This is a genomic window from Modestobacter caceresii, from assembly GCF_000761485.1.
GTDB classification, from domain to species: domain Bacteria; phylum Actinomycetota; class Actinomycetes; order Mycobacteriales; family Geodermatophilaceae; genus Modestobacter; species Modestobacter caceresii.
On the sequence record NZ_JPMX01000067.1, the window covers coordinates 1 to 23,945 of the forward strand.

The following is a 23,945-nucleotide window of genomic DNA, read 5'->3' on the forward strand; positions in this document are numbered from 1 at the left end:
AATGACTCCACCGCCTGGACCTCAGACCCCCGACGAATCAACGACGAGGACCACTAGCGACTCGACCCATCGAGGACCGCAGCCGCCCGGACCTCGCCCACCACGCCCTCGCCGCCGGAGACCGGCGTGACCAGCCACCGGGCCAGCGTCTCGGCCGGCACCCCCAGCCGCTGCAGCCCCGCAGCCAGCGCCGGCGCCCGACCGCGGTCCCCGCCGTCGTCCAGCTTCAACGCGACCGCCCCGGCCCCCGGCAGCGCCGCGACGTGCACCCCGTCGGCTCCGCCCTTCACCAGCAGACCGTCCACCGCCTGCATCAGCTCGGTGTCCTCCCGGCCGGTACCGGCCACCAGCCAGGGGTGCGCGCGCATCGCGTCGGCGACCCGACGCCCCGGCGTCCCGGACTCTGCCTGCACCAGCGAGAGGACGCCGCGGGCCAGCCCGGTCAGCGAGATCGCGTGCTGCGGCGCACCGCACCCGTCGACCACGACCGCCGCCACCGGCTCACCCGCGGCCTCGCCCAGCCGGGCCTCGATCGCCTGCTGGAGCGGGTGCTCGCGGTCCAGGTACCCGGCGGTCGGCCAGCCGGCCGCGGCACAGGCGGCCAGCATCGCCGCGTGCTTGCCCGAGCAGTTCATCGCCAGCCGCTCCGGCGCCCGGCCGGCCACCAGCCACTCGGCCCGGGTGCGCTCGTGCTGCGGCAGCGCCGGCGGGCAGCCCAGGTCGTCCGGGCGCAGCCCGGCGGCGGCGAGCAGCTCGCCGGCCAGTGCGCGGTGCTCGTCCTCACCGCTGTGCGAGGCGGCCGCGATGGCCAGTTCCCGGTCGTCCCGGGGCTGCCAGCCCGCCTGCAGGTACGTGGTGGCCTGCACCGGCTTGTTCGACGAGCGCGGCAGCACCGGCCGGGTGACGTCGCCGACCTCCAGCAGCGGTGCGCCGTCGGCACCGAGCACGACCAGCGCCCCCCGGTGCACCGACTCGAGCACGTCGACCCCGAGGCCGGCGCGCCACACCTCGACCAGGACGGGCTCGTCGGCCCAGCGGGTCAGTCGGTCCGCCGGCATCAGGCGCGGTGCCGGGACTCGTCGGCCAGCAGCTGCGCCACGTCGGCCAGGCCCTCGCGGTAGCGGCGGGCGAGCTCACCGGCGACGGTGTCCATCACCTGCTGCACGCCGCGGCGGCGCTCGGACAGCGTCCGCTCCCCCTCGCCCAGCGCCCGGGCGGCCTGCTCCAGCTGGTCGTCGGGCAGGGACGGGACGTCGGAGAGGTCGACCCCCGGTGCCAGCCCGTTCACCCAGGTCTCGAACTGCTCCGGGGACGTCGGCTGGACGGTCTGGTGCCGGCCGAGCCCGTGCGCGGGGCCGCGGCCCTTCTCCGACAGGATCTCCGGCAGCAGGTCGACCAGCGAACGGCCGTCGTGCTCGGCCCGGCGCTGCAGCTCGCGACGGACGATGTCCAGCCGGCCCTGCAGCAGCCGCCGGGTGTAGGAGAGGTTGACCTCCTCCTGCTCGGCGCGGTGCCGCAGCGCGCGGACCTCGGTCATCGGCAGCTCCTCGACCCCGTCCAGGAAGGACGGGTCGAGCAGCTCGTCGACGCCGGCGCCGCCGGCGGGAGAGGGGACAGTCATCGGGAGACCTCCGCAGTGGTGGGGACGCGCGTGATGCCCAGCAGCTGCCGGGCCTCGGTCGGGGTGAGCGGCGGGCGCTGGGCGATCCGGGCGAGCCCGGCCGCCCGTGCGACCAGCTGGGCGTTGTCGCGCACCGGTTCGCCGGGGGCGTAGCTCAGCGTGTCCTCCATGCCGACCCGCAGGTGGCCGCCGGCCGACAGCGCGGCCAGCATCACCGGCAGCGAGGTGCGGCCCACGCCGGTGGCGGCGAAGGTGGCCCCGGGCGGGAGGAACGGCAGGCAGGCGGCCAGCGCCGCCGTCGTCCCGGGCATCCCGCCGGGCACCCCCATCACCAGGTCGACGTGCACGTGCCCACCGGCGGGCGGCCCGTGCCGGTCGAGCAACCGGGAGAGGGTCGCCAGCTGGCCCAGGTCGAACACCTCGTACTCGGGCACGATCCCGCGCTGCTGCATCTGGGTGTGCAGCTCGACGATGAGGTCCCAGGGGTTGTAGAAGACGTCCCGGCCGAAGTTGACCGTGCCCAGGGAGAGCGAGGCGGCGTCCGGCTCGGCGTCCAGCACCGCCAGCCGCGCCTCGGCCGGGTCGGTGACCGCGCCGCCGGTCGAGAGCTGCACGACCAGGTCGGTGATCTCCCGGACGGCGGCGACCACCTCCCGGACCCGGGGCAGGTCCAGCGTCGGCCGGGTGTCGGTGCCGCGCACGTGCAGGTGCAGCACGGCGGCGCCGAGGGCCCGGCAGTCGCGGGCGGTGGCGACCACCTCGTCGACGGTGACCGGCAGCGCCGGGACGTCGACCTTGGCCGACTCCGCGCCGGTCGGTGCCAGGGTCAGCAGGGTGCCCTGGACGCCGACCCGAATGCTCACCGGCCGATCGTCGCAGACCGGACCGCGCGCACGCGGTCGCGGGCCGCCGCCCGGGTGTCGTCCAGCGCCGCCGGGGCGTCGTCGAGGTCGATCACGGCGACCGCCTCCCCGACCCGCAGGTCGGCGTCGGGCGCGACCGACTGCTTGACCAGGGCCAGGCCGATCACGCCCAGCTCGTGGTGGCGGACCACGCTGCCCACGCGGCCGACCTCGCGGGTGCCTGCGGTGACCGGGGTGCCGGGCGCGGGGAGCACCTCGCTCATCCCGTCCAGGTGGAGCAGCACCTGACGGCGCGGCGGGCGACCGAGGTTGTGCACCCGGGCGACCGTCTCCTGCCCGCGGTAGCAGCCCTTCTCCAGGTGGACGGCGGTGTCCAGCCAGACCAGCTCGTTCGGGATGGTGCGGTGGTCGGAGTCGATGCCGGCGCGCGGACGGCGGGCCTCGACCCGCAGCGCCTCGTAGGCGTCCAGGCCGGCGAGCACCGCACCGGCGGCCAGCAGGGCATCGGCCCGTGCGCCCACCTCGGCCCGCGGCACCAGCAGGTCGACGACCGCCGCCGTCCCGTCGCCGAGCGCGGGCATCCGACGCGCCCAGCCGCCGTCCGGCAGCGGCACCACGGCGTGCTCCCCGGCCGGTACCGGCCAGCCGGCCGCGGCGAGCACCGCGTCGCCCTGCGGGCCGACCAGGCTGAGCAGTGCCCAGCCGTCGGTGCGCAGCTCGGGCTCGACCCGCAGCATGAACCGCATCTTCTGCAGCCAGGCGGTCAGCGCCGCCCCGGTGCCGGGCTCCACATCGGCCCAGACCGTGCCGGCCAGCTCGGTCAGCTCGGCGTGGTGCTCGACCCGGCCGTTCGGGTCGAGGAACAGCGCCTCGGTGCCGGTCGCGTCGGGCAGCTCACGCAGGTGCTGGGAGGTCAGGTCGTGCAGCCAGCTCAGCCGGTCGGGCCCGGGGACGGCGACGACGTCCCGGTCGCTGCGGTCGACCAGGCCGGCACCCTCGGCCAGCCGGCGCTGCTCGGGCAGCGGCTCGCCGTAGTGGGCCGCGACCGAGCCGCCGCCCTCGACGTCCAGGGCCACGGCACCGGGGCGCTGCAGCAGGGGGGAGCTCATGCGTTCTCCTTCTCCGCGCAGGCTCGACAGGTGCCGGACAGCGCCACGTGGCCCACGTCCAGGGTGAAACCCAGCTGAGCGCTCAGACGTTCCGCAGCACTGTCGAGCAGCTCCGGGTCGACCGAGTGGATCTCACCGCACGACTGGCACACGACGTGCAGGTGCGGGTGCTGGGCAGCGTGGTAGATCGGTGCGCCCTTGCCCAGGTGGGTGTGCCAGACCAGGCCGAGCCGCTCGAGCAGCTCCAGGGTGCGGTAGACCGTCGAGGTGTCCGGGGCGGCGCCGTCCGGGCCGGCCTCGGCCCGCAGCCGGGCGCCGATCTCCTCCGGGGTGCCGTGCTCCAGCGCCGCGACGGCCGCCAGCACCCGCTGTCGCTGGCTGGTCAGCCGCAGACCACGGGCCCGCAGCTCGGCGGCCAACGGCGGCGCGCTCTCCGGTCCGGACACGGTGCCGAGCCTAGTTCGCCGGTACGGCAGGGTGGACGCCGTGACGAACGCGCGGGTCGTGGTCTGGCGGGACGGCGCGGCGACGGTGGTGGCCCCGGACGAACCGGTGGTGACCGGGTTCGACCTGGGGCTCGGGCGGGGCGACGGCGCCTTCGAGTCGGTGCTGGTCGTCGCCGGGACGACGCCGCACCTGGACGCCCACCTGGACCGGCTGCGCCGCTCGGCGTCGATCATGGCGCTGACCCACCCCGGGGACGACGCCGTCCGGGCCGTGGTGGCGGCCGGGGTCGCCGACTGGCCGGCCGACGTCGAGGGGGCCTGCCGGGTGCTGCTCACCCGCGGCCTCGGGGACGGCACCCCGCCGACGCTGCTGGCCCTGCTGGCCCCGGTGCCGGAGGAGACGCTGCGGCAGCGCGAGGAGGGCATCGCCGTGGTCGGCCTCTCCCTCGGGGTGCCCGCCGACGTCCGCGCCACCGCCCCGTGGTTGCTGGGCGGGGCCAAGACGCTCTCCTACGCGGTCAACATGGCCGCCCTGCGGCACGCGCACGCGGTCGGCGCCGACGACGTCGTCCTCACCTCCGTGGAGGGCAGGCTGCTGGAGGGCCCGACCTCGACCGTCGTCTGGGCCGCCGGCGGTCGGCTGCACACCCCGCCGATGGAGACCGGGATCCTGGCCGGCACCACGCAGGCCCGGCTCTTCGAGCGGGCCGAGGCCGCCGGGTGGCCGACCGCCGTCACCGCCGGCTCGATGGCGGACCTGCAGGCCGCCGACGCGGTCTGGCTGCTGTCCGGCATCCGGGGCGCCGCCACGGTCACCCGCCTGGACGGGGTGTCCCGAGGAGACGCCGGGTTGTCCCGGCGGGTGGGCGAGCTGCTGGCCCGGTAACCTCGTCCGAGGTGCGCCGGGAAGTCTGGTCGGCAACTCTCTTCCCGACCCTGCACAACGGAGCCGCCACGTGACCACACCCACCCGCTTGTTCAGCCGGGGGTCCTACCCGGAGGCCACGCGGATCGCCGCGGTCCTCCGCAAGGAGACCATCGGCGGGGCACTCCTGCTGGTGGGCACCGTGATCGCCCTGGTCTGGGCGAACTCGCCCTGGGCGGAGTCCTACGAGGCGCTGCGCGACACCCGGGTGGGCCCCGAGTCGCTGCACCTGGACCTCACCCTCGGCACCTGGGCGGCCGACGGGCTGCTCGCCATCTTCTTCTTCGTGGTCGGGCTCGAGCTCAAGCGGGAGTTCGTGGCCGGCGACCTCCGTGACCCTCGGCGGGCAGCCCTGCCGGTCGCCGCGGCCGTCGGCGGCATGGTGGTCCCCGCCGTCCTGTTCGTACTGGTGAACCTGGGCACCGGCGACGGCGCGCTGCGCGGCTGGGCCATCCCCACGGCCACCGACATCGCCTTCGCCCTCGCCGTCCTCGCGGTGATCAGCACCCACCTGCCCACCGCGCTGCGCACCTTCCTGCTGACCCTGGCCGTGGTCGACGACCTGCTCGCCATCACGGTCATCGCGATCTTCTACACCTCCGAGCTGGCGGTCACGCCGCTATTGCTGTCACTGGTCCCGCTGGCCGTCTTCGGGTTCCTGGTGCAGAAGCGGATCCGCTCCTGGTGGCTGCTCATCCCGCTCGCGGTCATCACCTGGGTGCTGATGCACGAGTCCGGGGTGCACGCCACCGTCGCCGGGGTGCTGCTCGCCTTCACCGTGCCGGTCGTCCGCAGCCAGGCCGCCGGCGGCCCGGACGCGGGCCCCGGCCTGGCCGAGCACCTCGAGCACCGGATCCGCCCCATCTCCGCCGGGTTCGCCGTCCCGGTGTTCGCCTTCTTCGCCGCCGGCGTCACCATCGGCGGCTTCTCCGGTCTGGTCGAGTCGCTGTCGGACCCGGTCGCCATCGGCATCGTCGTCGGCCTGGTGGCCGGCAAGACGCTCGGCATCACCGGCGCCACCTGGCTGGTGTCCCGCTTCACCCGCGCCGAGCTGGACGAGTCGCTGGGCTGGCCCGACGTCATCGGCCTGTCCATGCTCGCCGGGATCGGGTTCACCGTCTCCCTGCTCATCGGCGCACTCGCCTACGGCGAGGGCTCGCTGCGCGACGAGCACGTGAAGGTCGGCGTCCTGGTCGGCACCCTGACGGCGGCCGCGCTGGCCGCGATCCTGCTCAAGTCGCGCGACCGCCGCTACCGCCGGATCGCCCAGGAGGAGACGGAGGACCTCAACGCGGACGGCGTGCCCGACGTCTACCAGACCGAGGACGGCCGGCAGATCCGCACCGTCGACGACAAGGCGACCCACGACCCCGACTGGAAGGGCACGCCCCCGCCCGGGCGCACCACCGGGCCGTCGTCCGACACCTGAGAAAAGGTCGTTGCCGAGCTCTCATCCGCGTCGTACCGTCGTGGCACACGAGAGAGGAGGTGGTCCCGAAGTTGATGACTTACAGGACACGTGAGGTGGCTGTCCGCTAGCCGCCGTCCAGATGGGCCGCCCGTTCAGAGCCTGTGGAAGACCCACAGCACCTGAGCGACGGCACTCCCGCCCGTCCGTCGATGGCGGCAGGCGAGAACCGGACAGTCACCCGACCCCCGGGCTGCCGACGTTGTCCAGTCGGCCCGTGAGCCGCTCCCCACCACGGTGGGTACAGCGCCGCGGAGCAGCCCGGGGGTTGTCCGTTGTCTGGGGGAGGAGTCGGGCGTGCAGTTCACCGGTCGCTCCGTCGCCCTGGACACCTCGGCCGGCATCTGGCTCGCCGAGTCCGCCTCCTCCGCCACGCCGGCGACCGTGGCCGCGCTGGTCCCCTCCTCCTTCGAGGCCGTGGCCCGGGTCTTCCACCCCGCCGTGCGGTACGTGGGGGACGACGACGTCGAGGTCCCCTGGGCCTCCGTCGCAGCCGCCAACGGCACCACCGTGCACCCGCTGATGCAGTGGGGCTCGGTCACCGGCGCGATGGAGTACTTCGAGAACGACGACCAGTCGCCGCTGTGGCACGGCGCCCCTGCCCGCGGCCACCTCCCCGGCCCGGTCGCCGAACGCCTGGTCGCGGTGCTGTCCCGCTGGACGACGACCCCCGACGTCTGCTGGTTCGCCGTCGCCCAGGGCGGCGCCGTCATCGCCGACCACCCGACGCTGAGCCTGCCCGACCGCGAGTACTGGCTGATCAACGGGCCGATCGAGCTGGCCGCGCAGAACATGGCCGCCGAGCCGTTCGAGCAGAGCGCCAACCTGTGGTGGCCGGCCGACCGCGCCTGGTGCGTGGTGACCGACATCGACCTGGTCAGCACCTACGTCGGGGGCAGCGCCGCCTGCATCGCCGAGCTGTTCGCCGTCGACGGCCTGGAGGTCGTCCCCGCGGCGCCCGGCCAGCGCACCACCTGGGACGCCGACCAGGTCAACCCCACCCCACCCGACGCCCCGGACAGCTGACGGCCCCAGGTCTCCGACCACCAAGATGGCCATCTTGGTGGTCGGTGCGCCGCGGAGGGGCCAAAGTCGCGATCTTGGCCCCTCCGGCTCCAGTCACCACCAAGATGGCCATTCCGGTGGTGACGAGGCGTCAGAGCTGGGCGAGTTCGGCGGCCAGGTCGTCGAGGCCGAGGCTGCCCTGGGAGAGCGCGGCCATGTGCCAGGCCTTCAGGTCGAAGTCGGCGCCCCGCGCCTGCTGGGCCGCCTCCCGGCCGGCCAGCCAGGCCCGCTCCCCCAGCTTGTAGCTGATCGCCTGCCCGGGCATGCCGAGGTAGCGGACCAGCTCGCTGTCCAGGAAGTCGGCGTCCCGGCCGCAGTTCTCCCCGAAGAAGGCTCGCGCCAGCTCCGGCGTCCAAAGCTCGCCCCGGTGCGCGGCGACGGCGCCCTCGGCGTCGTCGGGGATCGGCAGCTCCAGGTGCATGCCGATGTCGACCACGACCCGGACGGCGCGCATCTGCTGCGCGTCCAGGTAGCCCAGCCGGGCCCCGGGGTCGGTCAGGAAGCCCAACTCGTCCATCAGCCGCTCGGCGTAGAGCGCCCAGCCCTCGACGTTGGCCCCGACCGACCCCAGCGAGGTCTGGTAGGACGACAGGTCGCCGGAGACGTACGCCCACTGCGCGAGCTGCAGGTGATGCCCGGGGACGCCCTCGTGGTACCAGGTCGAGACCAGGTCCCACAGCGGGAAGCGCTCCCGGCCCAGCGTCGGCAGCCAGGTGCGGCCGGGACGGGAGAAGTCCTGGGTCGGCCGGGTGTAGTACGGCGCCGCGGCGCTGCCCGGCGGGGCGATCATCGCCTCCACCTGGCGCACCGGGCCGGCGATGTCGAAGTGCACCCCGTCGAGGGCCTCGATCGCGGTGTCCATCATCGCCTGCAGCCGCTGCCGGACCGGCTCCACGCCCTCGACGGCCTCGCCGTGCTCGGTGAGCCAGCGCATCGCCTCCATGGGCGTGGCCCCGGGGAGCACCTTCTCCGCCTCGAGGCGCTGCTCGGCCAGGATGCGCTGGTGCTCGGCCCAGCCCCAGGCGTAGGCCTCCTCCAGGCCCCTGCCCGTGCCGAGGTCCGAGCCGTTCCACGAGCGGGCGAAGCGGGCGTACCGCTCGCGGCCGACCGCGTCCGGGGTGCCCTCGGCCTGCGGGGCGTAGGTGTCCCGGAGGAAGTCGCGGACGGCGGCGACCGCGGCGTCGGCCGCAGCAGCTGCGGCGTCCAGCTCGGCGCGCACCTCGTCGGGGCCGGCGGCGACCAGCCCGGCGAAGTAGGGGCCGGCCAGCCACTCGTCGAGCTGCCCGACGACGGTGTGCACCTGGCGGGGCGCGGCGAACAGGCCCTGCGCGGCCCCGGCGCTCAGCGACTCGCGGTAGCCCCGGTAGGCCGCCGGCACCCGGGCGAGCCGGCGGGCCAGCACCGCCCAGTCCTCCGGGGTCCGGGTCGGCATCATCGAGAAGACCTGCCGGATGGAGTGCACCGGGGAGAAGAGGTTGGACACCGCCCGCAGGTCCTCGCCGGCCTCGTGCAGGTCCAGCGCAGCCGTGAGCCGCTCCCGCAGCAGCCGCGCGCAGCGGCGCTCCACCGGGTCGTCGTCCAGGGACGGGTCCGCGGCCAGCACGCGGTCCAGCTCGGCGAGCGTGGCCCGGATCAGCTCGGCCTCCGCGGCCAGCCCGGCCGGGCTGGTGTCCGGCAGCCGGTCGTCACCGGGCCGGGTGCCCAGCTGGGTCGCGACGATGGGGTCCAGGTCGCAGACCGCGTCGACGTAGCGGTCGGCGACGTGACGGGGGGTGGTGGCGGGCTGCGTCACGGGTTTCAGCGGATCCTCTCCAGGCGGGCGGACATGGTGGGGCGCAGCGGCTGGTCGCCCGCCGCCCGGTCGACGGCGTAGAGCAGGGCGCCGTCGACGATGCCGTAGAGCCGCTTGGCCCGGCTGGTGTCGGGGTGGTCGGGGGTACGGGCCAGGACGTCGCTGTCCAGCTCCCAGCTGGTCGTCGTCCGGGCCGTGCCGACGTAGATCTCCACGAGGCCGGCCGGGGAGCTGACCAGCAGCTCGACCCCCTCCTCGCCGCGGGGCCGCCAGAAGCCGGACTCCCGCTGATCCGGGCCGGCGACCTGGCCGTCGGCGGTCAGCCGCCAGGTGCGCGACTCGTAGCTGAGGAAGCCACGCCCGTCGTGGGCGAAGCGGACCCACTGCCCGAAGCGGTGGTCGCCCTCGGTGCCGGCGGCCTGCCCCTCCCCGTGCCACTCGCCCAGCAGCGGCAGCACCGACAGCAGCTCGTGGGCCACCTCGGGCCCCTCGCGGACGTCGACGGTGTCCGGGACCGGCAGCTCGGTCGGACCGGCGACCGGCCCGGTCGGCAGGCCGGGCGGGACGGGGGCGCTCATCGTGCGCGCCCCGGACGCTCGGCGCGGGCGACCCGCCACGCCGAGGCGGCGAAGCCCAGCGCGACCAGCGCGACGAGGGTGATGAGCACCCAGGCGGAGAACAGACCCATGCCGCCACGGTATCCGCGCCACCCCTCCGGGATCGCGGTGCCCCGGGTCAGACCGGCACACCCGTCGCGGTGGTCGCCCGGACGACGTCGTCCCAGGGTGTGGGCCGCAGGCCGAACGTCTCGGTCGTCTCGGTCGCGTCGAGGACGAACGGGGCGTCCCACTGGTGCCGGATGTCGACGACCTCCCGCATCACCGGCACGGCGAGCCCGACCGCCCGGAGCACCGGCCACGGCACGCCGCTCACCCGGGCCGGCGGTGCGCCCAGCGCCGCAGCAGGTCGGTCAGCGCCTGCCGCTGGCTGCGAGGCGGCGCCGTGGGCACGTGCCAGGCCCGCCCGGCGGAGCGCTCGTCGGTGCCGAGGGCGACCAGGGTGGCGGCGACGTCGGGCACGTAGGTCCAGCTGTGCACCGCGTCCGGGTCGCCGATCACCCAGGCCCGCCTGCCCCGACGCAGGGTCGCCAGCTGGCGCATCAGGTGCGACTGGGCCGACGGCACCCCCGGGCCGACGAAGTCCGACGCCCGGGCCTCGGTCACCCGGACCCGGCCGGCCTGGTGCGCGGCCAGCGCGTCGCGCCACATCTGCGCCCGCAGCCGCCCCTTCACGTCGGTGGCGGCCAGCGGGGAGCTCGCGGTCATCGGGCCCGTCGGGCGGCCGTAGCCGTACAGGTTGCCCATGGTCACCAGCAGGGCACCGGTGCGCTCGGCGGCGTCGAGCAGAGCGGCGCCGATCGGGGGCCAGTCCTGCGTCCAGCGGGTGTGGTCCGGCGGGTTGACCGCGTTGTAGAGGACGTCGGCCCGGCCGATGGCGCCGGTCAACGCCTCGACGTCGCCGGCGTCCACCGCACGGTGTCCGACCTGGTCGGTGCTGGGCCCACCGCTGCGGGAGAGCACCAGGACCTCGTGCCCCTGCTCGGCCAGCAGCCGGGCCGTCGTCGAGCCGACCGGCCCCTTGCCGACCACCACGTGTCGCGCCATCTCGATCTCCTCAGGTCTGCGAGAGCACCGCTCTCGAACGGCGGCGACCCTCCTCCTCCCGGCCGCGTCCGTCAAGAACGGTGCTCTTGATTGCGAGCACCAGTCTCGGATGGCATGCTGCCCGGGTGCCGTCCACCGCCCGGGAGCGCGCCCGCGCCGACCTCACCGCCGAGATCACCGACCTGGCCCGCACCCAGCTGGCCACCGTCGGGGCCACCGGCCTGTCCCTGCGCGCCGTGGCACGGGAGCTCGGCATGGCGTCCTCGGCCATGTACCGGTACTTCCCCAGCCGCGACGAGCTGCTGACCCGGCTGATCATCGACGGCTACGACGCGCTGGGGGCTGCGGCCGAGGAGGCCGACGACCCGACCGCCCCGCCGGCCCAGCGGTGGCTCGCCGTGTGCCGCGCGGTGCGCCGCTGGGCACTGGCCCACCCGCACGAGTACGCGCTGCTCTACGGCTCACCGGTGCCCGGCTACGCCGCCCCGCGGGACACGGTGCCGGCGGCTGCACGCGTCGGGGTGGTGCTCGGACGGGTCCTCGGGGACGCCGCCCGGGCCGGCCTGCTGCCGGACGCGCCGGGCCGGACGCCGACCCTGGTGAGCTCGGAGACGGCGGAGGTGCTGGGCGGGGACCACCCGAGCCTGGACGACGGCGTACGCGCCCGGGCGCTGCTCGCCTGGAGCTCGCTGTTCGGTGCGGTGAGCTTCGAGCTGTTCGGCCACTTCGTCGGCTCCGTCGTCGACGCCGACGCCTTCTTCGACCACGCCATGCAGGACCTCTCCGGCCTGCTCGGCTTCTGACCGGTGCCGTTCACCGGCAGCCACCCCGCCGCCGTCCTGCCGTTCCTGCGCACCCCACTGCCGGCCTCGGCCCTGGTGGCCGGGAGCCTCGCCCCCGACCTGCCCTACTACCTGCCCGTGCACCCCGGCTTCCGCACCCACACCGCGCTCGCCGTGGTGACCGTGGACCTGCTGCTGGGTGCGCTGCTGTGGTTGCTCTGGCACGGCGTGCTGGCGGCGCCGGCGCTGGACGCCACCCCGGCAGGCCTCCGGGGCCGGCTGGGCGGTGTGCGGCTGGGCCTGCGTCGGCGGCTGCGCACGCCGGGACAGGTGGCGCTGGTGGTGGCGGCGCTGCTCGTCGGGGCCGCGACGCACGTGCTCTGGGACGAGTTCACCCACCCCGGCCGCTGGGGCACCGAGCACGTCGCGCTGCTGCGCGAGCCGTGGGCGGGCCTGCCCGGGCACCGGTGGGCCCAGGAGGGCAGCGGGCTGCTCGGGCTGCTGGTTCTGCTGGCCTGGCTGGTGTGGTGGTGGCGGCACACCTCCGCCGTCCCGGCGCCGCACCGGCCGGCCTGGTGGACGCCCTGGCCGGTGGTGGCGGGAGCCGGTGTCGTCGGCGGGCTGACCGCCGTCCCCGGCGCGGCCGACCCGCGCGCTGTCGCGGTCGAGGCCGCCTTCCGCGGTGGCGGCGTGGCCGCCGGGACCGCACTGGCCCTGGCCGCCGCGTGGTGGGCGCGCCGGCTCGCAGACGACAGCGCCCGCCCCGGCCGGAGCCGGAGCGGGCGCTGAGGGACCCGGGACGGGACCGTCGTCAGTCGATGGCGAGCGTCGTCTCGTTCAGCCCGACCTCGGCCTCGATCGCTCGCTCGGCGCGGCCGACCGGCGCCAGGGTGCGCAGCGTCCAGTTCCCCGGCGCGGCGAAGAACCGGAACTCACCCTCCGGGCTGGTCACCACCTCGGCGGTGAACTCGTCGGTGGAGTCCAGCAGCCGCACGTACGCGCCGGCCACCGGGGTGCCGTCGTGCCACACCGATCCCTGGATGACGGTCTGGGTGCTCAGGTCGACACCGGCCAGGCTGCCGCCCTGCTTCGGGGCTCCGCACATGTCAGCTCACTTCTCGATCGGGACGCCGACCAGCGAGCCGTACTCGACCCAGGAGCCGTCGTAGTTCTTGACGTCGGACTTGCCGAGCAGCTCGCGCAGCACGAACCAGGTGTGGCTCGAGCGCTCACCGATCCGGCAGTACGCGATGGTCGGCTTGGTCTCGTCGTAGCCCTGCTCGGCGTAGAGCTTGGCCAGGTCCTCGTCGCTCTTGAACGTGCCGTCCTCGTTGGCCGCCTTGCTCCACGGGATGTTCATCGCCGTGGGCACGTGGCCGGCCTTCTGCGCCTGCTCCTGCGGCAGGTGCGCCGGGGCGAGGATCTTGCCGGAGAACTCGTCGGGCGAGCGCACGTCGATGATGTTCTTGCTGCCGATGGAGGCCACGACCTCGTCCCGGAAGGCGCGGATCGACAGGTCGGGCTCGCTGGCGCGGTAGGTGGTGGCCGGGCGCTCCACGGTGTCCTTGGACAGCGGACGGCCGTCGAGCTCCCACTTCTTGCGGCCACCGTCGATCAGCTTCACGTCGCGGTGCCCGTAGAGCTTGAAGTACCAGTAGGCGTAGGCGGCGAACCAGTTGTTGTTGCCGCCGTACAGCACCACGGTGTCGTCGTTGCCGATGCCGCGCGAGGAGAGCAGCGCCTCGAACGCCTCGCGGCCGACGAAGTCACGGCGCAGCGGGTCCTGCAGGTCGGTCTTCCAGTCCAGCTTGACAGCGCCTTCGAGGTGGCCGCCGTCGTAGGCGCTGGTGTCCTCGTCGACCTCGACGAAGACGAGGCCGGGGTCGCCCAGGTGCTCCTGGGCCCAGTCGGCGGTGACGAGCACGTCGCTACGGCTCATGGGTGTGGTTCCTCCATCAGGTGGGGCGGATGGTGCGGACGTCGTGCGGTGCAGTTCTGGAACGGGTGCCGCTCCCGTGCGGGACGGCGGAGCCGGTGTCCACCGGAGCGCACAGCCGGAGGGGGTCGGCCAGGGCGTGCGGAGAGCGGCGCGGGACTGGGTCTCCGGCGCGGGGGCGCGGCCTCAGCAGGCCGGACAGCGGGAGCTGCCGACGCGGCACAGGTCGACTGTGCGGCGCGAGGTCAGCAGGGGGCCCACGGCGCGAGGGTAGCGGATCATCGTCCCGACCTCACATGAGCGGCCACCAGGGCAGCCAACTCAGCCGGCCCCGGCGCGCCGGTGTTGCGGGCCACCACCGTCCCGGCGCCGTCCAGCCAGATCAGCGTCGGCGTGACCCGCACGTCGAGCGCGCGCACCTCGTCCAGGTGGCTCTCGGCGTCCACGTGCACGTACGACAACCCCGGATGCGTCGACTCCAGGCGCTGCAGCCGGGCACGGGTGGCCCGGCACGGCCCACAGAAGGCCGTGGAGAACTGGACGACGGTCAGCTCCGCCTCCGCCGGACGCACGCCCAGCCCGGCGAGGGCGGCCGTGGCGTCGGCGGTGCTGGTCGTCGTGGTCACCTGAGGGTCAACGGGCGCGCCGCCGGGCACATTCCGGCGGATCCGCCGGGCAGCGCCGATCAGCCCTGCAGCACCGTGTCGGTCGCCGCCACCACCACCAGGACCCCGTCCTCCCCGGGGTCGACGCTGGTCAGCTCCAGCCCGAAGGGCAGCTCCGGCACCGGGTACCGGAAGTCGAGCACGTCGACGGCCCGGTCCAGCGCGAAGCCGGGGACGTCGACGCCCGCTGCCGACGCGTCCTCGACGTCGACCACCAGGTCCCGTCCGTCGAGGGTGACGGTGCCCCGGGCGATGACCGGGACCTCGATCCCGGCCAGGTCGACCGTGCGGTCGATCCGCAGCCGGTCGCCCTCCGGGGCCAGCCGGGTGTCGCCGCCGAGCTCCCGGGCGAGCAGCTCGTAGGAGAGCGTCGCCGTCCCGTCGACCTGCTCGACCGGGATCGCCTGGACCGAACCGGAGATGACGTCGGACAACGGCACCTGCACCCCGTACAGCTGCACGTCGGCGCGCGTGCCGGCCGGCTCGCCGAGCTGCTCGGCGGTCAGGCTGATCCGCACCTCGTCGTAACGACCGGCCACCGCCTGGGTGAGGAACGGGAACCCGGTGATGTCGACCTCCGGCGTACCGGCCAGCCCACCGCGCTCGGCCACCTGCTCGGCGACCTGCCCCTCGGCGACGGAGACGCCGACCCGGTCGACCAGGAACAGCAGGCCGAGGGCGAGCAGCAGGACGATCAGCAGTGCCTTCACGTGTCGAGTCTCCCCTGCCGCTCAGCCGGGGCCGTACGAGGCGAGGGCGTAGGCCACCGGCGCGACGGCGGCCAGCGGGAGCACCGCCTGCACCACCGGCAGCGCCCAGGTCCACTCGTCGCGCTCGGCCACGACGTAGGAGGCGGCCAGCGCCGTCAGAGCGGCCGCCCCACCCAGTGCCGCGCCGTAGATGGCCGCCGACAGGACGTCGACCAGCGCGTCGCCCTCGCGGTCCAGCAGGGCCACCCCCGTGGCGGCCAGCACGGCGAGGACGACGCCGAGCAGGCCCCGGGGCACGTCCGGGGTGATCTCCGGGCGGGGCAGCACGAGGTCGACCAGGTGACCGACCAGCAGCGCGGCACCGACCACCAGCACCGCCGTCTCCAGCGCCCGCGACCCGCCCTCGAGCCGGGCGACACCCAGCAGCACCGCCAGCGCACAGACCGAGCACACCAGCAGGACGACGCCGGCCAGGGACGCGACGAGGTACCGGCGGGGTGCCGGGCGGGTCATCTGGTGGACGACGGCGGCCAGGAACCCCAGGCCGAGCACCGCCAGCAACCAGTCCAGCTGCGGGCGGGCCGGGAGCAGCATCGCCGCGTCGGCCGCGATGGCCGTGGCGCCACCCAGGGCGAGGGAGCCCGCGAAGCCACGGATGCCGGTGGCGACCACCCAGCCGGCGACCAGGCCCGCCTGGAGCAGCGCCACCGAGGCGACCCGCCCCGTGTCATCGAGCGCAGCGGGCAACCCGACGGCCACCGCGGTCACCACGACGACCAGGCCGGCGGCCGGGAGGTGGTGGGCGCGCGGGGACAACTGCGTGTCCGGAGCGGCCTGCGTCACCCCGCGATCCTCGCAGAGGGTGCCCGGACCGCCGAGCGCGCCGCGCACCGTCGTCGTGTCGCCGGCGCGCGACCGGACCGTGCGGTGGGTCACGACCTCACCGGGACGGCGACGCACGTCCGCTATCCTGCAGCCTCACCTCGACAGCGCGGTCGACGGCCTGGGTCCGCCCAGTGAGGAGACGACATGCGACTCGTGCTCATGACCTCGGCCCGTCAGGCCACCACGGAGGTCCTCCCCGCGCTCGGGCTGTTGGCCCACCAGGTGCGCATCGTGCCCCCCGAGCTGTCCAGCCTGCTCGACGGTGACGCCGGGGACGTCGTCCTGGTCGACGCCCGACACGACCTCGTCTCCGCCCGGACCCTGTGCTCGCTGCTGGCCTCGACGGGTGTCGCCGCCTCGCTGGTCGCGGTGCTGGCCGAGGGCGGCCTCGTCGCACTGTCGGCCGACTGGGGCGTCGACGACGTCGTGCTCGACACCGCCGGCCCGGCCGAGGTCGACGCCCGGTTGAAGTGGGCCGCCGCCCGTCGGCTGGCCGCCGCTGCCCCCGCCGACGGCCTGGAGGGTGGCGTGACGAAGGCCGGCGAGCTGGTCATCGACGAGCACAGCTACTCGGCGAAGCTCCGCGGCCGCCCCCTGGACCTCACGTACAAGGAGTTCGAGCTCCTCAAGTACCTCGCCCAGCACCCGGGCCGGGTCTTCTCCCGCGCCCAGCTGCTGCAGGAGATCTGGGGCTACGACTACTTCGGCGGCACCCGCACCGTCGACGTGCACGTCCGCCGGCTGCGCGCCAAGCTCGGCGCCGAGCACGAGGCGCTGATCGGCACCGTGCGCAACGTCGGCTACAAGCTCGACCAGCAGGTCGCTGACGCGACCGCGGCGGCCAACGTGGCGGCGATCGACACCGGTGTCCCGCTCTCCTGAGCCCGGCCCGCTGAGCCCGGTGCAGGTCGAGGTCTCCGAGCGGCTCCCCGCCGCCGCCGTGGGCGAGGTGCGGGCCCTGCTCGAGGCCGCGCTGGCCGCCGACGGTGTCCGGCCGGTCTCCGAGGAGTCCGAGCTGCGACTGCAGCACGGCGGCCCGGTCGGTGGCGCCGACCTCATCGTGCGGGACGACACCGGCACGCTGCTCGGCTACGCCCGGCTGGAGCTCCCGCCCGGCGACCCGGAGGCCGAGGCCGAGCTCGTCGTCGCCCCGGCCAGTCGCCGTCGCGGCGTGGGCACCGCCCTGGTCGCCCGCCTCGAGGAGCTCGCCGGCGACCGTCCGCTGCGCGTGTGGGCCCACGGTGAGCTGCCCGGCTCGGCAGAGCTCGCCCGCCGCCGCGGCTACGACCGGGCGCGCGTGCTGCTGCAGATGCGCCGACCGCTGGACGGGGTGGACCCCGACCCCCGGCCGGCGCTGCCCGACGGGGTGTCCGTCGTGACGTTCCGGCCGGCCACCGACGAGGACGCCTGGTTGCGGGTGAACGCCCGCGCCTTCGCCTCCCACCCGGAGCAGGGCCGGTGGACCCGCGGCGACCTGGCGCTGCGCGAGGCCGAGGCCTGGTTCGACCCGGCCGGGTTCTTCCTCGCCTGGCGGGAGACGCCGGGCGGGCAGGAGCTGCTGGGCTTCCACTGGACCAAGGTGCACCCGGCCGGCGACGTCGGCGACGAGCCGATCGGCGAGGTCTACGTGCTCGGCATCGACCCGGACGCGCAGGGGATGCGGCTGGGGCGGGCCCTGACCGACGTCGGGCTGGCGCACCTGCGCGCCAGCGGGCTGTCCGCCGTGCTCCTCTACGTCGAGGAGGAGAACACCACCGCCGTCGCGCTCTACGAGCGGAGCGGGTTCACCCGGCACGCCATCGACGTCTCCTGGCGGCGCGAGCCCCGGCGCTGAGCGCCCTCGTCGCCGCCCGCTGAGCGGCCCGATCCGCCCGTCGGCGCGCCGCCGCGCGGCGGTTCACCCGTTGGACGTACAGCGTCTGTCGTTTCGTGGGCCAAGTCTCAGCGCGCGTTCACCCCGCGTTCATCGACGCACCTGGATCCGTCCATCTGGGCTGCTTAGCGTCCTCGTCGTTCGATCTCCCCTGCCCGGCTTCGACGTCCGGGCACACACCAGTCGAAAGGCCACTGAGTTGAAGCTCAGCACCACGACGCGCACCGCGGCCGTGTCCGCAGCGCTCGCCGCCACCCTCGCTCTCGCCGCGTGCGGCGCCTCGAACGAGGAGACCGGCTCGGGCACCGCTTCCGGGGGCGACAGCGGCGAAGAGCTCAGCGGCACCCTCGTCGGCGCCGGCTCGAGCGCGCAGCAGGCGGCCATGCAGGGCTGGACCGCCGGCTACTCCAGCGTGCAGCCCGGCGTCACGGTCAACTACGACCCGGTCGGCTCCGGCGGTGGCCGTGAGCAGTTCCTGGCCGGCGGCACCGACTTCGCCGGCTCGGACGCCGCGCTGGACGAGGAGGAGCTCGCGCTGGCCGAGGAGCGCTGCGGCGAGTCCGGCATCTTCGAGCTGGCGAACTACATCGCCCCGATCGCCGTCGTCTACAACCTCGAGGGCGTCGAGGACCTGAACCTCTCCCCCGAGGTCGTCGCCGGCATCTTCAACCAGCAGATCACGAACTGGAACGACCCGGCGATCGCCGCGGACAACCCGGACGCCACCCTGCCGGACCTGCCGATCACCCCGGTCAACCGGAGCGACGAGTCCGGCACCACGGAGAACTTCACCGAGTACCTGGTCGCCGCGGCCGGCGACGCCTGGCCGCACGAGGCCAGTGGCGACTGGCCGGTCTCCGGCGGCGAGGCCGCCCAGGGCACGTCCGGCGTGATCAGCGCCGTCACGGCCGGCAACGGCAGCATCGGCTACGCCGACCTGAGCCAGGCCGGCGACCTGGGCGTGGCCAACATCGGTGTCGGCGAGGAGTTCGTCGAGCCCACCGCTGAGGCCGCCGCTGCCGTGGTGGAGAACTCGGAGACGCTGGAGGGCCGCGGCGAGTACGACTTCGCCGTGGAGCTCGCCCGCGACACCACCGAGTCGGGCAACTACCCGATCGTGCTGATCAGCTACCACGTCGGCTGCATCGAGTACGACGACCAGGAGACCGCCGACCTGGTCACGGACTTCATGACCTACGTGGTCAGCGAGGAGGGCCAGCAGGCCGCGGCCGAGGCCGCGGGCAGCGCGCCGATCTCCGACACCCTGCGCGAGCAGGCGCAGGGCGCGATCGACGCGATCACGGCCGCCGGCTGATCGAGCCGATCACCAGCGCGCTGCGGCGGCCCGGAGTGTCCTCCCGGACACCCCGGGCCGCCGTGGCGCGTGATCCACTGCACGCCTTCCAGCATCCAGCGGTACGAGCCCCCCGGAGCGATCGGTGACCTCCACCACCAGCGCACCACCTGCCCAGCAGCCCAAGAGTCGGCCCGGTGACCGCATCTTCGCCGGCATCGCCAAGGGCGCGGGCGTCCTCATCCTGGTCATCCTCGCCGGAGTGGCCGTCTTCCTGATCAGCGAGTCGGTGCCGGCGCTGACGGCCTCCCCGGACGAGATCTCCGGTGACGGTGGCCTCGCCTCCTACATCGGGCCCCTGGTCTTCGGCACCCTGCTCTCCGCAGTGATCGCCCTGCTGGTCGCCACCCCTCTGGCGGTGGCGATCGCACTGTTCATCACCTTCTACGCGCCGCGCCGGCTCGCCGCCGGACTGGGCTACGTGGTCGACCTGCTGGCCGCGATCCCGAGCATCGTCTACGGCTTCTGGGGCATCTTCTGGCTCGCCCCGCGGCTGGTGCCGTTCTACCGCTGGCTGGAGGAGAACCTCGGATTCCTCCCGTTCTTCGTCGGGCCCGTCTCCTCGACCGGCCGCACCATGCTGACCATCGGGCTGGTGCTCGCGGTGATGATCCTGCCGATCGTCAGCGCCATCTCCCGCGAGGTGTTCAGCCAGGTCCCGACGCTGCACACCGAGGCGGCACTCGCCCTGGGCGCCACCCGCTGGGAGATGATCAAGATGGCCGTCATCCCCTACGGCAAGTCCGGTGTCATCGGCGGCTCGATGCTCGGCCTGGGCCGTGCCCTCGGCGAGACCATGGCCGTGGCGATCATCCTGTCCGGCTCGGCCGCCGGGATCACCTGGGCGCTCATCTCCAGCGCCAACCCCCAGACGATCGCGGCGAACATCGCCCTGCAGTTCCCGGAGTCGACCGGACTCGCCGTCAACACCCTGATCGCCAGCGGGCTCGCACTGTTCGTGATCACCCTCCTGGTCAACATGCTGGCCCGGTGGGTCGTCAACCGCCGGGCCGACTTCTCCGGAGCGAACTGATGAGCACCTCCATCGAGCAGTCCAGCGCCGCACCGGACACCTCTGCGCCGTCCCCGAACCCCCTGGGCGGCCACGAGAAGCAGGCCCCGTGGGTGCCGTGGGCGATGTTCGGCGCCGCCGCCGTGGTCGCGCTGGGGTTCCTGCTGCTGACCGGCTGGAACGTCGTCCTCTTCGTCATCTACACGGTCGTGCTCGGCACGCTCGGCACGTACGTGCTCTCCCGGGTGACCGAGGGATCCCGGAAGGCGGTCGACCGACTGGTCACCTGCCTGGTGGTCAGCGCCTTCGGCATCGCCATGGTGCCGCTGGTCTCGCTGGTCTACGAGGTGGTCCGCCGCGGTGCGGAGCGCTTCGACGGCGAGTTCTTCACCGCCTCCCTGCAGGGCGTCATCGGCCCGGGCGGGGGCGCCTACCACGCGCTGATGGGCACGCTGATCATCACGCTGCTCACCACGCTGATCTCGGTGCCGATCGGCCTGATGACCGCGATCTACCTTGTCGAGTACGGCTCCGGCCGGCTCAAGCGGTCGATCACCTTCCTGGTCGACGTGATGACCGGCATCCCCTCGATCGTCGCGGGCCTCTTCGCCTACGCGCTGTTCGTGCTGATCTTCGGCCCGGGCGTCCGGCTGGGGATCATGGGCGCGGTGGCGCTGTCGGTGCTGATGATCCCGGTGGTCGTGCGCTCGGCCGAGGAGGTGCTCAAGCTCGTCCCGAACGAGCTCCGCGAGGCCGCCTACGCCTTGGGCGTGCCCAAGTGGCGCACGATCCTCAAGGTGGTCATCCCGACCGCGATCGCCGGCCTGGCCACCGGCGTCACGCTGGCCATCGCCCGGGTGATCGGGGAGACCGCACCCCTGCTGATCACGGTCGGCATCACCAACGCCCTGAACTTCAATGCGTTCGACGGGCGGATGGCGACGCTCCCGGTCTACGCCTACTACCAGCTCACCCAGCCGGGCGTGCCGCCGGAGAACGCGATCGACCGGGCCTGGACAGCCGCCCTGGTCCTCATCATGCTGGTCATGGGCCTCAACGTGGTCGCCCGCCTGATCAGCCGCCTCTTCGCCCCCAAGACCAGTCGCTGACCCGGAACCCGGAGGAACACCACGTGGCCAAGCGCATCGACGTCTCGGACCTGGACATCTACTACGGCAACTTCAAGGCCGTGGAAGGCGTCAACCTGTCCATCGAGCCGCGCAGCATCACTGCCCTCATCGGGCCCTCGGGGTGTGGCAAGTCCACCTTCCTGCGGTCGCTCAACCGGATGCACGAGGTGATCCCCGGCGCGCGCGTCGAGGGGAAGGTCGTCATCGAGGGGCAGGACCTCTACGGCTCCGACGTCGACCCGGTCGACGTCCGCCGCCAGATCGGCATGGTCTTCCAGCGGCCGAACCCGTTCCCGACGATGTCGATCTACGACAACGTCGCGGCGGGCCTGCGGCTGAACGCCAAGAAGACCAGCAAGAGCGACATGGACGACCTGGTCGAGCGCTCGCTCAAGGGCGCGAACCTCTGGACCGAGGTCAAGGACCGGCTGAGCCGCCCGGGATCGGGGCTCTCCGGTGGCCAGCAGCAGCGGCTCTGCATCGCACGGGCCATCGCCGTCCAGCCCGAGGTGCTGCTGATGGACGAGCCGTGCTCCGCCCTCGACCCGATCTCCACGCTCGCCGTGGAGGACCTGATGATGGAGCTCAAGGAGCAGTTCACCATCGTCATCGTCACCCACAACATGCAGCAGGCCGCGCGGGTCAGCGAGACCACCGGGTTCTTCAACCTCAACGGTGTCGGCCAGCCCGGCCGGCTGATCGAGTACAACCCCACCGAGAAGATCTTCAGCAACCCCGACGAGAAGGCCACGGAGGACTACATCTCCGGCCGGTTCGGGTGATGCCCCGCTGAGCGGCGGCTCCGCCGCTCAGCTGCAGGACGATGCGGCCTCGGCCTCCGCGACAGCGGGGTCCGGGGCCGCTGTCGTCGGCACCGGGGTACCGATGTCGACGGGCGCCAGACCGGTGAACTCCGGCCCGACGACCAGTTGCACCGCCGAACCGACCAGGTCCGTCTCCACCAGCACGGCCCCGGGCACGGCCGCCGCCACGGTGCGGGCGGGCTCCAGCGCCGCCGGGCCGTACCGGACCACGGTGCGCTGCACGGTGGCCGGCTCGATGCCCCGGGCACCGACCCGGAACCCCGCGGCGGCCAGGCCGTCGGCCACCTCGCCCGTGCGCCCGGCGCCGGAGCCGTCCAGCACGTCCACCGTCACCCCGGCCGGCGCCACGGAGACCGTCGTCCCCTCGGGCACCGGGTCGGTGGGCGCCGGCTCGGCGAGGGCAGGGTCGGTCGGCGCCGCCTCGGCGACGTCCTCCACGGCCGGGGCGGGCAGCCGGCCCGCGTCGATGACCGAGTCGAACAGCTGCCGGGTGGCGGTCGCGTCGACGACCACCACCGCCTGGTCGCTGCCGTTGGGCACGTGGCCCACCTCGGCGACCGGGAGCCCGGTGCGCTCCATCGCGCTCCCGGACAGCTCGCCCAGGGTGGCCCCGAAGGAGCGCAGGTCCCCGAGCGTCGTCCCGGCGTCCACCGTGAACGCATCGCCGGCCCGGGAGAGGAAGCGGGTCAGGGTCAGCGGGTCGGCCAGCGTGCTCCCCGCCAAGGCGGAGTCGAGCGCCGAGATCAGCACCCGCTGCTCACGCTCGGCCGCCGCCGCGCCGGTGACGTCGGTCGCGGTGGTGGTGGGCTGCAGGTAGCCGGTCACCTCCGCCCCGGCCAGCTGGACGCCGCCCGTGCCCGGGCAGACCGGGACCCCACCGAGCGCCTCGACCATGGCGGGCAGCCGGGCGAGGTCGACGGCGACGTAGTGGTCGACCCGCAACCCGGTCAGCTGCTGCACCGACCGGACCAGGCAGGAGGGCCCGCCGTCGAGCAGTGCAGCGGCGAACGGCTCGGTCACGGGCTGGCGCAGGTCGCCGTCCGCCGTCCGGCAGACGGGGGTGTCGGTCAGTGCCGTGGGCGGCAGGCTGACCAGCACGGCCTGCTCACCGTCGCCGGAGACGTGCGCGATCACGGGGCTGACCGCAGGCAGGCCACTGCGCCCGGGCACACCGGTGCCGACCACCAGGTAGGTCGACGAGGTCTCCTGCAGCTGCGGGGCGAGCACCTCGGGGCCGTCGGTGACCAGCGCGTCGACCCGGTCGATCCCACGGTCGACGTAGAAGTAGAGGCCGACGTAGAAGGCGGTCACCAGGCCGAGCAGGGCCACCAGTGCGAGGGCGACCCGGGTCAACCGGCGACGGACCGGGCCGGCCGGTGGACGCGGCGCCGGCCGGTCGGCGACCGTGGCGCCCGCGGGCACGTCCCGACCGGGGATCGGCGGCACCGGCAGGCTGCGGCGCACGCCGGGCACCGGCACCGAGTACTGCGGTGGCGCGTTGGGGGTCACCGACGGCGGGTGCACCGGCCGCGGGGGCGGCGGTGCCGCTGCCGGGGAGGGCAGTGCCGGCGGGGGCTGGGGTGTCGGTGGCGCCGGAGCGGCTCCGGGCACCGCCCGGGGGACCGGCCGTGGGGGCACCGGCGCGGACGGTGGCGCTGCCGGGGGCGTCGCGGCCTGGCTGCGGTCGGCCGGTGGCGCCGGGTCCGGCGGGACGCCGGGGGGACGTGACGACGACCCGACCGGCGTCGAGGCGGGGAACGGGGGACGACGGTCTGCCGCCGGCGTGGCCCGCGGCACGGCGGGGGGGGCGGGGGGGCGGGG

Annotated in this window: 26 protein-coding genes; 11 read left to right on the plus strand and 15 right to left on the minus strand. The window is 74.3% G+C overall.

The annotated features are described in order from the left end of the window. Positions 1–53 precede the first annotated feature (53 nt). The 5 genes from IN07_RS14525 to IN07_RS14545 are packed head-to-tail and all read right to left on the minus strand — an operon-like array spanning position 54 to position 4,039. On the minus strand, positions 54–1,058 hold the full coding sequence (locus tag IN07_RS14525; protein ID WP_052091287.1) for an asparaginase: 1,005 nt from the start codon (positions 1,056–1,058) through the stop codon (positions 54–56). Continuing rightward, the gene (locus tag IN07_RS14530; protein ID WP_036336763.1) at positions 1,058–1,621 is read right to left on the minus strand and encodes an RsiG family protein; all 564 of its coding nucleotides are present in this window, start codon (positions 1,619–1,621) and stop codon (positions 1,058–1,060) included. Before IN07_RS14530 ends, IN07_RS14525 begins: the two co-directional genes overlap by 1 nt. After that, positions 1,618–2,484, minus strand: coding sequence for a BKACE family enzyme (locus tag IN07_RS14535; protein ID WP_231558383.1), 867 nt, complete (start codon positions 2,482–2,484; stop codon positions 1,618–1,620). The genes IN07_RS14530 and IN07_RS14535 overlap by 4 nt, the downstream gene beginning before the upstream one ends. Next, positions 2,481–3,593, minus strand: coding sequence for a CAF17-like 4Fe-4S cluster assembly/insertion protein YgfZ (gene ygfZ / locus IN07_RS14540; RefSeq protein WP_036336766.1), 1,113 nt, complete (start codon positions 3,591–3,593; stop codon positions 2,481–2,483). The genes IN07_RS14535 and ygfZ overlap by 4 nt, the downstream gene beginning before the upstream one ends. Further along, positions 3,590–4,039, minus strand: a complete 450-nt coding sequence (locus IN07_RS14545) for a Fur family transcriptional regulator (protein WP_036336768.1) — start codon at positions 4,037–4,039, stop codon at positions 3,590–3,592. Before IN07_RS14545 ends, ygfZ begins: the two co-directional genes overlap by 4 nt. Positions 4,040–4,079: 40 nt before the next feature. Between IN07_RS14545 and IN07_RS14550 the strand changes: the two genes are divergently transcribed. From IN07_RS14550 to IN07_RS14560, 3 genes are all read left to right on the plus strand, one after another. Continuing rightward, entirely contained in the window at positions 4,080–4,925 is an 846-nt protein-coding gene (locus tag IN07_RS14550; RefSeq protein ID WP_036336770.1) for an aminotransferase class IV, read from the plus strand. Between the two features lie 70 nt (positions 4,926–4,995). Beyond that, on the plus strand, positions 4,996–6,393 hold the full coding sequence (gene nhaA, locus IN07_RS14555) for a Na+/H+ antiporter NhaA (protein WP_036336772.1): 1,398 nt from the start codon (positions 4,996–4,998) through the stop codon (positions 6,391–6,393). A gap of 336 nt (positions 6,394–6,729) precedes the next feature. After that, positions 6,730–7,458, plus strand: coding sequence for a hypothetical protein (locus IN07_RS14560; RefSeq protein ID WP_036336774.1), 729 nt, complete (start codon positions 6,730–6,732; stop codon positions 7,456–7,458). A gap of 130 nt (positions 7,459–7,588) precedes the next feature. Here IN07_RS14560 and IN07_RS14565 read toward each other — a convergent pair whose 3' ends face one another. From IN07_RS14565 to IN07_RS14575, 4 genes are all read right to left on the minus strand, one after another. Continuing rightward, the gene (locus IN07_RS14565; RefSeq protein WP_197058488.1) at positions 7,589–9,289 is read right to left on the minus strand and encodes a DUF885 domain-containing protein; all 1,701 of its coding nucleotides are present in this window, start codon (positions 9,287–9,289) and stop codon (positions 7,589–7,591) included. A gap of 5 nt (positions 9,290–9,294) precedes the next feature. Beyond that, entirely contained in the window at positions 9,295–9,867 is a 573-nt protein-coding gene (locus tag IN07_RS14570) for an FABP family protein (protein ID WP_036336775.1), read from the minus strand. A 157-nt stretch (positions 9,868–10,024) separates the two neighbouring features. Further along, positions 10,025–10,222 carry a hypothetical protein gene (locus IN07_RS26405; RefSeq protein WP_231558384.1) on the minus strand — a complete coding sequence of 66 codons (198 nt, stop codon included), beginning with the start codon at positions 10,220–10,222 and terminating at the stop codon, positions 10,025–10,027. Beyond that, entirely contained in the window at positions 10,219–10,953 is a 735-nt protein-coding gene (locus IN07_RS14575; RefSeq protein WP_231558385.1) for an NAD-dependent epimerase/dehydratase family protein, read from the minus strand. Before IN07_RS14575 ends, IN07_RS26405 begins: the two co-directional genes overlap by 4 nt. A gap of 125 nt (positions 10,954–11,078) precedes the next feature. Here IN07_RS14575 and IN07_RS14580 point away from each other — a divergent pair, with 125 nt between their 5' ends. Together IN07_RS14580 and IN07_RS14585 are read left to right on the plus strand one after the other, a co-directional pair. After that, on the plus strand, positions 11,079–11,756 hold the full coding sequence (locus IN07_RS14580; RefSeq protein ID WP_036336776.1) for a TetR/AcrR family transcriptional regulator: 678 nt from the start codon (positions 11,079–11,081) through the stop codon (positions 11,754–11,756). A gap of 3 nt (positions 11,757–11,759) precedes the next feature. Beyond that, complete coding sequence (locus IN07_RS14585; RefSeq protein WP_052091288.1) at positions 11,760–12,524, plus strand: DUF4184 family protein; 765 nt, start codon at positions 11,760–11,762, stop codon at positions 12,522–12,524. A gap of 22 nt (positions 12,525–12,546) precedes the next feature. Here the strand turns inward: IN07_RS14585 and IN07_RS14590 are convergent, their stop codons facing one another. From IN07_RS14590 to IN07_RS14610, 5 genes are all read right to left on the minus strand, one after another. Beyond that, positions 12,547–12,840 carry a DUF1416 domain-containing protein gene (locus IN07_RS14590; RefSeq protein WP_036336777.1) on the minus strand — a complete coding sequence of 98 codons (294 nt, stop codon included), beginning with the start codon at positions 12,838–12,840 and terminating at the stop codon, positions 12,547–12,549. A 6-nt stretch (positions 12,841–12,846) separates the two neighbouring features. Then, positions 12,847–13,674 (minus strand): sulfurtransferase, encoded by an 828-nt coding sequence (locus tag IN07_RS14595; protein ID WP_036336779.1) that lies wholly within the window; start codon positions 13,672–13,674, stop codon positions 12,847–12,849. Positions 13,675–13,949: 275 nt separating this feature from the next. Further along, on the minus strand, positions 13,950–14,297 hold the full coding sequence (locus IN07_RS14600; RefSeq protein ID WP_063124220.1) for a TlpA family protein disulfide reductase: 348 nt from the start codon (positions 14,295–14,297) through the stop codon (positions 13,950–13,952). Positions 14,298–14,356: 59 nt separating this feature from the next. Next, positions 14,357–15,046 carry an LmeA family phospholipid-binding protein gene (locus IN07_RS14605; RefSeq protein WP_036336782.1) on the minus strand — a complete coding sequence of 230 codons (690 nt, stop codon included), beginning with the start codon at positions 15,044–15,046 and terminating at the stop codon, positions 14,357–14,359. Between the two features lie 21 nt (positions 15,047–15,067). Next, complete coding sequence (locus IN07_RS14610; RefSeq protein ID WP_156119206.1) at positions 15,068–16,006, minus strand: hypothetical protein; 939 nt, start codon at positions 16,004–16,006, stop codon at positions 15,068–15,070. Positions 16,007–16,075: 69 nt separating this feature from the next. On the opposite strand from IN07_RS14610, the gene IN07_RS14615 reads away from it, so the two are divergent. The 6 genes from IN07_RS14615 to pstB all read left to right on the plus strand — a co-directional run bounded on the left by IN07_RS14615 (position 16,076) and on the right by pstB (position 22,082). Beyond that, positions 16,076–16,813: a winged helix-turn-helix transcriptional regulator gene (locus IN07_RS14615; RefSeq protein WP_036336786.1), complete on the plus strand. Its 738-nt coding sequence runs from the start codon at positions 16,076–16,078 to the stop codon at positions 16,811–16,813. Next, positions 16,797–17,765, plus strand: a complete 969-nt coding sequence (gene mshD / locus IN07_RS14620) for a mycothiol synthase (RefSeq protein ID WP_036336787.1) — start codon at positions 16,797–16,799, stop codon at positions 17,763–17,765. Before IN07_RS14615 ends, mshD begins: the two co-directional genes overlap by 17 nt. Positions 17,766–18,036: 271 nt before the next feature. Then, positions 18,037–19,119, plus strand: a complete 1,083-nt coding sequence (pstS, locus tag IN07_RS14625; protein WP_231558386.1) for a phosphate ABC transporter substrate-binding protein PstS — start codon at positions 18,037–18,039, stop codon at positions 19,117–19,119. A gap of 124 nt (positions 19,120–19,243) precedes the next feature. Then, positions 19,244–20,191 carry a phosphate ABC transporter permease subunit PstC gene (pstC, locus tag IN07_RS14630; protein ID WP_036336791.1) on the plus strand — a complete coding sequence of 316 codons (948 nt, stop codon included), beginning with the start codon at positions 19,244–19,246 and terminating at the stop codon, positions 20,189–20,191. Continuing rightward, entirely contained in the window at positions 20,191–21,279 is a 1,089-nt protein-coding gene (gene pstA, locus IN07_RS14635; protein ID WP_036336793.1) for a phosphate ABC transporter permease PstA, read from the plus strand. The genes pstC and pstA overlap by 1 nt, the downstream gene beginning before the upstream one ends. A 23-nt stretch (positions 21,280–21,302) precedes the next feature. After that, a complete protein-coding gene (gene pstB, locus IN07_RS14640; protein ID WP_036336794.1) occupies positions 21,303–22,082 on the plus strand; it encodes a phosphate ABC transporter ATP-binding protein PstB in 780 nt (259 codons plus the stop codon). A gap of 27 nt (positions 22,083–22,109) precedes the next feature. Here the strand turns inward: pstB and IN07_RS14645 are convergent, their stop codons facing one another. Further along, positions 22,110–23,633 (minus strand): LCP family protein, encoded by a 1,524-nt coding sequence (locus tag IN07_RS14645; RefSeq protein ID WP_231558387.1) that lies wholly within the window; start codon positions 23,631–23,633, stop codon positions 22,110–22,112. Positions 23,634–23,945: the final 312 nt, after the last annotated feature.

Excerpts from the sequence above, each read along its gene's own strand:
- IN07_RS14525 (WP_052091287.1), bottom strand. The coding sequence starts at position 1,058 with ATGCCGGCGGACCGACTGACCCGCTGGGCCGACGAGCCCGTCCTGGTC.
- IN07_RS14530 (WP_036336763.1), bottom strand. The coding sequence starts at position 1,621 with ATGACTGTCCCCTCTCCCGCCGGCGGCGCCGGCGTCGACGAGCTGCTC.
- ygfZ (WP_036336766.1), bottom strand. The coding sequence starts at position 3,593 with ATGAGCTCCCCCCTGCTGCAGCGCCCCGGTGCCGTGGCCCTGGACGTC.
- IN07_RS14570 (WP_036336775.1), bottom strand. The coding sequence starts at position 9,867 with ATGAGCGCCCCCGTCCCGCCCGGCCTGCCGACCGGGCCGGTCGCCGGT.
- IN07_RS14575 (WP_231558385.1), bottom strand. The coding sequence starts at position 10,953 with ATGGCGCGACACGTGGTGGTCGGCAAGGGGCCGGTCGGCTCGACGACG.
- IN07_RS14590 (WP_036336777.1), bottom strand. The coding sequence starts at position 12,840 with ATGTGCGGAGCCCCGAAGCAGGGCGGCAGCCTGGCCGGTGTCGACCTG.
- IN07_RS14595 (WP_036336779.1), bottom strand. The coding sequence starts at position 13,674 with ATGAGCCGTAGCGACGTGCTCGTCACCGCCGACTGGGCCCAGGAGCAC.
- IN07_RS14615 (WP_036336786.1), top strand. The coding sequence starts at position 16,076 with ATGCGACTCGTGCTCATGACCTCGGCCCGTCAGGCCACCACGGAGGTC.
- pstA (WP_036336793.1), top strand. The coding sequence starts at position 20,191 with ATGAGCACCTCCATCGAGCAGTCCAGCGCCGCACCGGACACCTCTGCG.